This is a genomic window from Hydrogenophaga sp., assembly GCF_022844385.1.
GTDB lineage: Bacteria > Pseudomonadota > Gammaproteobacteria > Burkholderiales > Burkholderiaceae_C > Hydrogenophaga.
On sequence record NZ_JALHLX010000117.1, the window covers coordinates 1 to 11132 of the forward strand.

Below are 11132 nucleotides of genomic sequence, written 5' to 3' on the forward strand. Positions count from 1 at the left end.
CGCTTGCGCCAGAACAGCACGCCCAACACGGAGGCGGTCAGCACCATGGAGCCGATGGCCCACCAGAAGCCGGTCTGCTGGTGCAGCAGCGGGATGAACTCGAAGTTCATGCCGAAAATGCCGGCGATCAAATTCAGCGGCAGGAAGATGGCGGTGAGCGCCGTGAGCGTGCGCATGATGTCGTTGGTGCGGTTGCTTTGCGCCGAGAAGTGCATCTGGACGGCCGTCTCCGCGTTTTGCTCCAGCCGGCGCACGTGGTGCACCACGCGCTCGATGTGTTCAAGCACATCGCGCGATCGCACCTTCAGCAGCTCCAGCCCGCGCTGTCCTCCGTTGTGCTCGGTGGGCTCCCAGGTGGCCAGTGCCTCGATCCAGTCCTGAATGGCGGAGCGCTGGTCTTCGCAGATCTCGTCGAGCTGGTGCAGCGAGATGCGCGCGTCCAGCAGCGAGCCCCAGTTGCTGAAGCGCGCCTTGGGGTGCAGCAGCTCGGCCTGCCAGTGGTCGAGCTGGCGCGTGAGTTCGCGCCGCAGGTCGAGGTAACCATCCACCATCTGGTTGACGATGCGCAGCATCAGGTCGGCCGGGCTGGGCGGCAGGTGCACGCCGGCCGCGCGGGATGCGGCGGTGGTGGCCGCCAGCAGGCGCGCAGCGTACTGGTCCAGCACCAGGCAGCCAGCCGGGTGCACGGTCAGCAGCACGCGGTCGAACACCGCAAAGCCCACGGGGCTGGTGTCAATGCGCCGCAGCACCGGCGGGCCGCCGCGCTTGGCCGACTGCGTGAGCACGGTGCCGGGGTGGGCCAGATCGGTTTCGCTGTGGCCTGCGGCCAGCCGGCGAAACACCAGGATGTCGTACTGCGAGGTGTAGTCGTAGTGCGACGGCAACTGGTTGTTGAGCAGGTCCGAGAGGTGCAGGTCCACCAGCGTCATGCCGCACAACACCTGCAGCGTGGACTGCACCGCACCCTGCTCCAGCTCGAACTCGCGCCGCCCGCAGGCGATCCACACGTAGCCCTTGTCGGGCAGCACCATCGGCAGGCTCGCCGACTCGCTCACCGAGCCCGGCAGGATGTGGAAGACGCGCATGGGGTGTGCTCAGCCGCGCAGCAGGCGGGCTGCGTCGCGAGCGAAATAAGTCAACACGCCGTCCGCACCCGCGCGCTTGAAGGCCAGCAGGCTTTCCATCATCACGGCGTCGTGGTCGAGCCAGCCGTTGATGGCGGCGGCCTTGAGCATCGCGTATTCGCCGCTGACCTGGTAAGCGAAGGTGGGCACGGCGAACTCGTCTTTCACGCGGCGCACGATGTCCAGATACGGCATGCCGGGCTTGACCATCACCATGTCGGCGCCTTCGGCCAGGTCCAGCGCCACTTCGCGCAGGGCCTCGTTGGAATTGCCGGGGTCCATCTGGTAGACCTTCTTGTCGGCTTTGCCCAGGTTGGCGGCCGAGCCCACCGCGTCGCGGAACGGGCCGTAGAACGCACTGGCGTATTTGGCGCTGTAGGCCATGATCTTCGTGTGCACCAGGCCGTTGGCTTCGAGTGCCGTGCGGATGGCGCCGATGCGTCCGTCCATCATGTCGCTGGGCGCGACCATGTCCACACCCGCCTGCGCCTGCGTCACCGCCTGCTTCACCAGGATTTCGACCGTCGGGTCGTTCAGGATGTAGTTGTGCTCGTCGAGCAGACCGTCCTGCCCGTGGCTGGTGTAGGGATCGAGCGCCACGTCGGTCATGACGCCCAACTGAGGGAAGCGCTTTTTCAGTTCGCGCACCACACGCGGCACCAGCCCATCGGGGTTCAGCGCTTCCTGGCCATCGGGCGTCTTCAGGGCCTGGTCGATCACCGGGAAGAGCGCCATCACCGGAATGCCCAGCGCCACGCAGTCTTCGGCCACAGGCAGCAACAGATCGAGGCTCAATCGCTCCACACCCGGCATGGACCCCACCGCTTCGCGCCGGCCAGCGCCGTCGAGCACGAACACGGGGTAGATCAGATCGGCTGGCGTCAGCCGGTGCTCACGCACCAGATCGCGGGTGAACGGATCCCGGCGCAGGCGGCGGGGGCGGCTGTAGGGGTAGGGGGCGGGGTTGTGCATCGGCCTATTGTGGCAAACGGCCATTCAGGGCGTGTGTCGCGGTCATTGCTGTCGAGGGATGGGCGAAGGGTCTCGGTCGTCCGAAAGGTGGCGGCATTGTGTTGAACTCCACGGTAAGAAGAAATGATTGAAACCTCCCCACGGTTCCTCCGTGACCGATGGTGATAATTTCAGGTTGCAGTCCTTTCGCGCCGCTTTTATGAACGCTTTTGACTGCTGGGCGCATCTTCAAGCCGCCAGCATCACAACGGGCATTCCCGCCTCACCGAACCTGTTCACCGATCCATGCAGTCCGTCAAAAAGAACCATGCCAGCGCCTCCGCCAACGCGAAGCCGGGCAGCACCGCCGAACAACCCTGGTCGCTGGACGAGCATTGGCCCGATCTGATGGCCAGCCTGGCCGATCAGATCACCGTGGGTGTGAGTTCACTGCAGAACGGCATCGACCTGCTGCTGGCCAAGGAGCGCATCACCGCTTTGGAGCACCGCGCCCTGAGCGTTCCCACCGAACGCCTGAAGATGGCCGGGATCAGCACCCAGCAGATCAACCGCTTCTACGGCGGGCGCATCCGCCAGTCGCACGAGAAGGTCGACATGGCGCAATTGGTCGAAGGCATTCTGCAAGAGCGCAAGAACGAACTCGGCGTGCTCGGCATCGAGTTGCGCCGCAAGCTCAAGCCGGTGGAAGTGCTGGTCGACCCGACGGTGGCCTACACGTTCGTCAATGCCGTGCTTGATTGGGGTTTGCCGTTTGGAAGCCGTATTGATGTGCGCATGGACATGAACGCTTGGCCGAAACACGCCCGACTGCAGGTTCGCGTGTCCAACGACGGTGTGCCGCCTTCCAGCACGGCCATGCTCGACAGCCTGAGCTGGGTGCTCATCCGCCAGATCGCGCAGACCGCGGGCGGCATCGAGATCGATCGTGAGATCACCGATGAGGGCGTGAGCTTCACGGCCATGTTCACGCGCACCGTGCAGGCGGTCGACGGAATTTCCGCAGTCGAACTCTCGGACGATCACTCGTCGATGTTCAAGTCGCTCTCCGGCATCTACGTGCTGACGGTATCTCCCACACTTCAGATCCGTGCCGACGTGCGCGATGCGTTGCGTGAAATTGGCGTTCTGTCCGACAGCGTGGTCGATTTTGAACAAGCCCGCGAGGCGGTGCGAAGCCGCATGCCGAACCTGATCATCGTGGACGCCGAGATCAAGGGCAATGCGTTCGAGTCGTTCCGGCGTGACCTGCTTCGCGAGGTGTTCGAGTTCCCGTTTCTGGAGATTTCCCCGGACGACAGCTCCTTCGACATGTCCGGTTTCGGCGAGCTTTCCATGGCCAAGGTGGGTCGCGGCAACATCCGTGAAGCGCTGGGCACGGCGGTCATGTTCGAACTCGCCAAGATGATGTAGCTTGTTTTGCTTGCAACGATTTTCTGGCGCCAACTGTCAGATCTGACAGGTCAAAGTTGGATATCCGAGTGGATTGGTGTAGGATTACAGCGGGCCGCTGAAAGGTGGCTCCCCGCTTTTCCTCCCTGAGCGGGCGCCTTAGTGTGTGACAGCAAAAAGGCTTCCCAACCCGGCCCAACTGGCCGGGTTTTTTTTGTCCGGCCGCTGGCTGGTGGCGCTTCACGTCGGCGCCTGCGCATCGGGGAGGCGGGGCTACACTGACCGCATGCTCTGGGTCAAATCCTTTCATATCGTCTTCGTGGCCAGCTGGTTTGCGGGCCTCTTCTACTTGCCACGGATTTTCGTCAACCTGGCCATGGTGCCGGCCGACAGCGTGGCTGAACGTGAGCGCTTGCTTCTCATGGCGCACAAGCTCATGCGCTTCACCAGCTTGCTGGCGGTGCCGGCGCTTGCGTTGGGCTTGTGGCTCTGGATGGGCTACGGCATCGGCTGGGGTCCGGGCAACGGCTGGATGCACGCCAAGCTGTTGATCGTCCTGCTGGCCCTGGCCTACCACCACACCTGCGGGGTGATGCTCAAGGGCTTTGCACAGGGGGCCAACCGCCGCAACCACGTCTGGTACCGATGGTTCAACGAGGCACCCGTGATCCTGCTGGTGATCGCGGTGATCCTGGTGGTCGTCAAACCGTTCTGATGCCTTGAAAGCGCGCTCATCCGCCTGGCCGCTGGCGCTCCTCTTCGCCGGCATGGTGGTGTATGCCAGCCTGTACCCGTTCACCGGCTGGCGCGATCAAGGCGTGGTGCCGCTCGCTTTCCTGCAGGCGCCATTGCCCCAGTATTGGACCGGTTTTGACATCGCCGCCAACCTGGTGGGCTACGCGCCACTGGGTTTTCTGCTGGCGCTGGCCCTTCGCCGTTCGGGTCAGGGGCGGTGGACCTGGCTGGTGGCCTGTGGACTTCCGGTGATGCTTTCGCTGGCGGTGGAGACGCTGCAGAGCTACCTCCCCATGCGCGTTCCGTCCAATGTCGATTTCGCGTTGAACGCCGTCGGTGCCGTGCTCGGGGTCCTGCTGGCCCTGCTCATCGAGCGGCTGGGGGCCTTGAGGCGCTGGAGCCAGATCCGCGCCAACTGGTTTGAACCCTCGGCGCACGGAGGGCTTGTGCTGTTGGCGTTGTGGCCGTTTGCGCTGCTGTATCCCCAGCCCGTTCCGTTCGGTTTGGGACAGGTCTGGGACCGCGTTGAATCCGGCCTCATCAACCTGTTGGCGGACACGCCTTTTCTGGCCTGGGTGCCGGTCCGCCAGACCGAGCCTGTCCCTCTGGGTCTGCTGACCGAAGCCTTCTGCATCGGCCTTTGTGTGCTGTCTCCCCTGCTCATGGGCTATGCCGAAATGCGCTCGCGGATCCGCCGGCTGGCGTTTTGTGGCCTGCTTCTGGGCGGTGCCGTGGCCGTGGCGGGCTTGTCGTCTGCGCTGACCTACGGCCCGGACCACGCCTGGGCCTGGCTCACGCCCCAGGCCCAACTGGGGTTGGTGCTGGCCCTTGTTGTGGGAGTGCTTTGCATCGTCATGCCCCGGCGGCTGTGCAATGTGGTCATGCTGTTGTGTCTGGCGGTGTCGTTGAGCTTGCTCAATGGTGCGCCGCTGAGCCCCTACTTCGCCCAGTCGCTGGAGGTCTGGGAGCAGGGCCGTTTCATCCGCTTCCACGGTCTGTCCCAATGGTTGGGCTGGTTGTGGCCCTTCGCCGCGCTCGTGTTTGGCCTGCTGTCGGTGTCTCGCCCCAGCGCGGCGCCCACACACGCCACCTAAAATCCCCCACCATGACCGACAACAAGTCTTACTACGAACGTCACATCTTCTTCTGCATCAACCAGCGGGACAATGGCGAAGCCTCATGTGCGCAACACAAGGCGCAGGCCGCTTTCGATCGGTGCAAATCGCAAGCCAAGGCGAACGGGTTGCTGGGTGCGGGCAAGGTGCGCGTGAACAAGGCGGGCTGCCTGGATCGCTGCGCGGGTGGACCGATCGCCGTGGTGTATCCGGAAGCGGTCTGGTACACCTATGTGGACGAGCAGGACATCGACGAGATCGTTGAGTCTCACCTGCGCGACGGCGTGGTGGTGCAGCGTCTTGTGACCCCCTCCGATGTGGGCCGCTGATCCTGCGAGGCCGGCGCGATCCGGGGTGATGTGACATGAATGCCCAGACCGAAACCCTCACCATGGCCGGCCCAGCGGGCCAGATCGAACTGGCGGTTGACCGCCCCGAGGCCGCTTCCCGTGGCACCGCGGTCATTGCGCATCCCCATCCCCTGCACGGCGGCACTCTGACCAACAAGGTGGTGCAGACGCTGGCCCGGGCTTGCGTGTTGGCCGGTTGGACCGCTGTCCGCTTCAATTTCCGGGGTGTGGGTGCCAGCGAAGGCGTTTACGACGAAGGGCGCGGCGAACTCGATGATCTTCTGGCGGTGGTTGCGGCCCAGGCCAGTGAAGGTCCGCTGTGCCTGGCCGGTTTTTCTTTCGGGGCCTTCGTCACCAGCCATGCCGCCGCCCGCCTGCACACATCGCGCGACATCCAGCGCCTGGTGCTCATCGGCACGGCAGCCAGCCGTTTTGAAGTCGCTCCCGTGCCTGCGGAACTCCACACCAGAACCCTGGTCGTTCATGGAGAGCAGGACGATACTGTTCCCTTGCCCAGTGTGATGGACTGGGCCCGACCCCAGGTGCTGCCCGTGACGGTGGTACCCGGCGGCGGTCATTTTTTTCATGGCCAGCTCCCGATGTTGCGGGAACTGGTGCTGCGTCACCTGCGAGCCTGAGGGGCCGCGCAGGTTTTTTTGACTCTCTTTCAAGGACCGGATTTTGTTGCGTCGTTTTTCTGCTTTTCTGCTCTCCGCCTTTTTGCTCGCCGGCTCGGTGCTGCCGGTATCCGCCCAGATGCCCCAGCCCCCCGATGTGGCGGCCAAGGCCTACCTGTTGATGGATGTGACGTCTGGTCAGGTGCTGGCCTCGATGAACCCCGATCAGTCGGTGGAGCCCGCATCCCTGACCAAGCTGATGACGGCCTACATCGTTTTTGACGCCCTCAAGGCCGGCAAGATCAGCCTCACGCAGACCTTTGGCGTGAGTGAGCGCGCCTGGAAGATGCCCGGTTCACGCATGTTCATCGACCCCAAGATGCAGGTGCCGGTGGAAGACCTGATCAAGGGCATGATCGTGCAGTCGGGCAACGATGCCACCGTGGCGCTGGCCGAGGGCGTGGCGGGTTCGGTCGAGCGTTTTGTGGAACTCATGAATGCGCAGGCCAAATCGTTGGGCATGAAGTCGACCGGGTACCGCAACCCCGAGGGCCTGACCGAAGCAGGCCACACGACGACTGCCCGTGACCTGGCCATCTTGTCCAACCGCCTGATGACCGACTTCCCGCAGTACGTGCCCTACTACGCGATCCAGCGTTACCGCTATCCCGGCACGCCGGCCGCGAACGACACCAACCGCAACCTGCTTTTGTTCCGCGATCCCAGCGTGGACGGTTTGAAGACCGGTCACACCAATGCTGCCGGCTACTGCCTGGTGGCGACTGCACGGCGCCAGGTCGTGGGTTTGGGCGAAGGCGCCCAAGGCCAGCGCCGATTGATCAGCATCTTGCTGGGAGCCACGAGTGAAAACGCCCGGGCGGCTGAGACCCAGAAGCTGCTCAACTGGGGTTACACCGCCTTTGACGCTGTTCGCCTCTTCCCTGCGGGTGAACCTGTGGCCACCCCGCGCATCTGGAAGGGCAAGGCCGAGCAGGTCAAACTCGGCCGACCAGAAGGTGTGGTGGTATCGGTGCCCGCTGGCGAAGGCCCGAAGTTGAAGACCGAAGTGGTGCGCCCAGATCCACTGGTGGCCCCCCTCAACCGCGGCGACGCGCTCGGCACGCTGCGCGTGACGCTGGCCAGCGGTGCGACCGTGGCCGAAATTCCGCTGGTCGTCATGGATACCGTGGAAGAGAGCGGCGTGTTCGGCCGCGCCTGGGACGCCATCCGCCTCTGGATTCAGTGAAGCCGCTGGCCCCTGCATTGCCAGGGCGCCACCCCCGTGCTACATTAGCGGGCTTTTCGGAATTTTCCGAAGAGCTTTCCGTTTTCGCTTTTCTCAAACGTTTAGGGACGTTTTCAATGCCAACCATCAATCAACTCGTGCGCCACGGCCGGGAGGTCGAAAAGACCAAATCCAAGAGCCCGGCCATGGAAAACTCTCCGCAGCGTCGCGGTGTGTGCACCCGTGTGTACACCACGACCCCCAAGAAGCCCAACTCCGCTCTGCGTAAAGTCGCCAAAGTGCGCCTGACCAACGGTTTTGAGGTGATCTCCTACATCGGCGGCGAAGGCCACAACCTCCAGGAACACAGCGTCGTGCTGGTTCGCGGTGGTCGTGTCAAGGACTTGCCTGGTGTGCGTTATCACATCGTGCGCGGCTCGCTCGACTTGCAAGGCGTGAAAGACCGCAAGCAGTCGCGCTCCAAGTACGGTGCGAAGAAGCCCAAAGTCAAGTAATCCTGGGTCTGAACCGGGTTTGAATTCAAGGTGCTGTTTGCCGCGTGGCGCGGTGAATCGGCGTAGTGACCCGAAGCGCGGAATTGTCCGTGTGGGTCGAGTAAGTGGGGGTTCCTATGACCTCCGCGGTGCCTGCCAAGGTGCCAACTGAAGCAATATGAGGTGAAAAAATGCCACGTCGTCGCGAAGTCCCTAAACGTGAAATCCTGCCGGATCCCAAGTTCGGCAATGTCGAGCTCTCCAAGTTCATGAACGTGATCATGGAAGGCGGCAAGAAAGCTGTCGCCGAGCGCATCATTTATGGCGCGCTGGAGCAGATCGAGAAGAAGAGCGGCAAAGACCCGGTCGAAATCTTCTCGGTGGCCATCAACAACGTCAAGCCCATGGTGGAAGTGAAGTCCCGCCGAGTCGGTGGTGCCAACTACCAGGTGCCCGTTGAAGTGCGCCCTGTCCGTCGTCTGGCGCTCTCCATGCGCTGGATCAAGGAAGCCGCGCGCAAGCGCAGCGAAAAGTCCATGGCACTGCGCCTGGCGAACGAACTGATTGAAGCCACCGAAGGCCGTGGCGGCGCCATGAAAAAGCGCGATGAAGTCCACCGCATGGCCGAGGCCAACAAGGCCTTCAGCCACTTCCGCTTCTGATCCGGGCCACCGCCCTTTAGAGCATCCAGTACCGAGAGCCCGCGTCCCTTGTTTCAAGGGTGGCGGGCTCGATCCCTTTTCGGAGTATTTCCATGTCCCGCATCACGCCCCTTGAGCGCTATCGCAACATTGGTATTTCCGCGCACATCGATGCCGGCAAGACCACCACCACCGAACGCATCCTGTTCTACACCGGTGTGAACCACAAGATCGGTGAAGTTCACGATGGCGCGGCCACCATGGACTGGATGGAGCAGGAGCAGGAGCGCGGCATCACGATCACGTCCGCTGCGACCACCTGCTTCTGGAAAGGCATGGACATGTCTTTCCCCGAGCACCGCATCAACATCATCGACACCCCCGGCCACGTGGACTTCACCATCGAGGTGGAGCGTTCCATGCGCGTGCTCGACGGCGCCTGCATGGTGTACTGCGCCGTGGGCGGCGTTCAGCCTCAGTCGGAAACCGTCTGGCGCCAGGCCAACAAGTACAAAGTGCCGCGTCTGGCCTTCGTGAACAAGATGGACCGCACCGGCGCCAACTTCTTCAAGGTCGTCGAGCAGATGAAACTGCGCCTGAAGGCCAACCCTGTGCCGATCGTGATCCCGATCGGTGCCGAAGAGCACTTCACCGGTGTGGTTGACCTGCGCAAGATGAAGGCCATCATCTGGGACGAGGCTTCGCAAGGCATGAAGTTCGAGTTCCAGGAAATCCCGGCCGAGCTGCTCGAGACCGCCAAGATCTGGCGCGAAAAGATGGTCGAGGCTGCTGCCGAAGCGTCTGAAGAACTGATGAACAAGTACCTGGAAGAGGGTGACCTCACCGAGGAAGAGATCACCCACGGCCTGCGTGTGCGCACGCTGGCGGTCGAGATCCAGCCGATGCTGTGCGGTACTGCGTTCAAGAACAAGGGTGTGCAGCGCATGCTGGACGCCGTGATCGAACTCATGCCTTCGCCCGTGGACATCGAAGACGTCAAAGGCACGGACGATGACGAAGAAGTCACCACCCGCCGCCCCGATGACAACGAGAAGTTCTCTGCCCTGGCTTTCAAGCTGATGACCGACCCCTACGTGGGCCAGCTCACGTTCGTGCGTGTGTATTCGGGCGTGATGAAAAAGGGCGACAGCGTCTACAACCCCATCAAGGGCAAAAAAGAGCGCATCGGCCGTATCGTTCAGATGCACGCCAACAACCGCCAGGAAGTCGAAGAAATTCGCGCCGGCGACATCGCTGCCTGCGTGGGCCTGAAAGACGTGACCACGGGTGAAACCCTGTGCGATCCCGAAGCCATCATCATGCTCGAGCGCATGGTGTTCCCCGAGCCCGTGATTGCACAGGCCGTGGAACCCAAGACCAAGGCCGACCAGGAAAAGATGGGCATTGCCCTGCAGCGCCTGGCCGCTGAAGATCCTTCGTTCCGCGTCAAGACCGACGAAGAATCGGGTCAGACCATCATCGCCGGCATGGGCGAGCTCCACCTGGAAATTCTGGTGGACCGCATGAAGCGCGAATTTGGCGTTGAAGCCAACGTCGGCAAGCCTCAGGTGGCCTACCGCGAAACCATCCGCAAGACGGTGGAAGACTCCGAAGGCAAGTTCGTTCGCCAGTCGGGCGGCAAGGGCCAGTACGGTCACGTGGTGTTCAAGATCGAACCCAACGAAGCCGGCAAAGGTTTCGAGTTCGTCGACGCCATCAAGGGCGGCGTGGTGCCGCGCGAGTACATCCCTGCGGTGGAAAAGGGCGTCATCGAAGCGCTGACCACGGGCGTGCTCGCCGGTTACCCGGTGGTGGACGTCAAGGTCACGCTGCACTTCGGTTCGTACCACGACGTGGACTCGTCCGAAATGGCCTTCAAGATGGCCGCCATCTTCGGCTTCAAGGAAGGCTGCCGCAAGGCCAGCCCGGTGATCCTTGAGCCCATGATGGCCGTGGAAGTGGAAACGCCTGAAGACTACGCCGGCAACGTGATGGGCGATCTGTCCAGCCGCCGCGGCATGGTGCAGGGCATGGAAGACATGGTCGGTGGCGGCAAAGCCATCAAGGCAGAAGTGCCCTTGTCGGAAATGTTCGGCTACTCCACGACCCTGCGTTCGATGTCGCAAGGTCGCGCCACGTATTCGATGGAATTCAAGCACTACTCGGAAGCACCCCGCAACGTGGCGGAAGCCATCGTCGCGGCGCGCGCGAAGTAAGTTCAATTCCCCTCTGCAGGCATGCAGCGGGGACATTCAGATGGTCTTCGGCGCCGCTTTGCGGTTGATCTGCTGCCCGTGGCAGGTCAGTGCTGGAAACCTTAAACACGCACGGGCTTGTTCTTTTTAAGGTGTTGAAAAATGGGAAAAGAGAAATTTGAGCGGACCAAGCCGCACGTCAACGTTGGCACGATTGGTCACGTTGACCACGGCAAGACCACGCTGACGGCGGCGATCACGACCGTGCTGGCGGC

Annotated in this window: 12 protein-coding genes; 10 read left to right on the forward strand and 2 right to left on the reverse strand. The window is 62.6% G+C overall.

The features are described from left to right. Both Q0C59_RS15820 and hemB read right to left on the reverse strand, forming a co-directional pair. Positions 1–1085: magnesium transporter CorA family protein (locus tag Q0C59_RS15820; protein WP_291217231.1), on the reverse strand; the 1085-nt coding region annotated here is incomplete at its 3' end. A gap of 9 nt (positions 1086–1094) precedes the next feature. Continuing rightward, positions 1095–2096: a porphobilinogen synthase gene (gene hemB, locus Q0C59_RS15825; protein ID WP_291217233.1), complete on the reverse strand. Its 1002-nt coding sequence runs from the start codon at positions 2094–2096 to the stop codon at positions 1095–1097. 285 nt (positions 2097–2381) lie between these two features. Here hemB and Q0C59_RS15830 point away from each other — a divergent pair, with 285 nt between their 5' ends. From Q0C59_RS15830 to Q0C59_RS15875, 10 genes are all read left to right on the forward strand, one after another. Beyond that, entirely contained in the window at positions 2382–3506 is a 1125-nt protein-coding gene (locus Q0C59_RS15830) for a hypothetical protein (protein ID WP_291217235.1), read from the forward strand. 265 nt (positions 3507–3771) lie between these two features. Next, positions 3772–4200 carry a CopD family protein gene (locus tag Q0C59_RS15835; RefSeq protein WP_291217237.1) on the forward strand — a complete coding sequence of 143 codons (429 nt, stop codon included), beginning with the start codon at positions 3772–3774 and terminating at the stop codon, positions 4198–4200. Positions 4201–4204: 4 nt separating this feature from the next. Beyond that, entirely contained in the window at positions 4205–5314 is a 1110-nt protein-coding gene (locus Q0C59_RS15840; RefSeq protein WP_291217239.1) for a VanZ family protein, read from the forward strand. 11 nt (positions 5315–5325) lie between these two features. Continuing rightward, positions 5326–5664 (forward strand): ferredoxin, encoded by a 339-nt coding sequence (locus Q0C59_RS15845; protein ID WP_291217241.1) that lies wholly within the window; start codon positions 5326–5328, stop codon positions 5662–5664. Positions 5665–5699: 35 nt separating this feature from the next. Continuing rightward, on the forward strand, positions 5700–6323 hold the full coding sequence (locus Q0C59_RS15850; protein ID WP_291217243.1) for an alpha/beta hydrolase: 624 nt from the start codon (positions 5700–5702) through the stop codon (positions 6321–6323). 43 nt (positions 6324–6366) lie between these two features. Next, positions 6367–7548, forward strand: coding sequence for a D-alanyl-D-alanine carboxypeptidase family protein (locus Q0C59_RS15855; protein WP_370654537.1), 1182 nt, complete (start codon positions 6367–6369; stop codon positions 7546–7548). Positions 7549–7664: 116 nt separating this feature from the next. Further along, entirely contained in the window at positions 7665–8042 is a 378-nt protein-coding gene (gene rpsL / locus Q0C59_RS15860; RefSeq protein WP_069048581.1) for a 30S ribosomal protein S12, read from the forward strand. 170 nt (positions 8043–8212) lie between these two features. After that, a complete protein-coding gene (gene rpsG / locus Q0C59_RS15865; protein WP_056266870.1) occupies positions 8213–8683 on the forward strand; it encodes a 30S ribosomal protein S7 in 471 nt (156 codons plus the stop codon). A 92-nt stretch (positions 8684–8775) separates the two neighbouring features. Beyond that, the gene (gene fusA, locus Q0C59_RS15870; RefSeq protein ID WP_291217245.1) at positions 8776–10878 is read left to right on the forward strand and encodes an elongation factor G; all 2103 of its coding nucleotides are present in this window, start codon (positions 8776–8778) and stop codon (positions 10876–10878) included. A gap of 141 nt (positions 10879–11019) precedes the next feature. After that, positions 11020–11132: GTP-binding protein (locus Q0C59_RS15875; protein ID WP_291213952.1), on the forward strand; the 113-nt coding region annotated here is incomplete at its 3' end.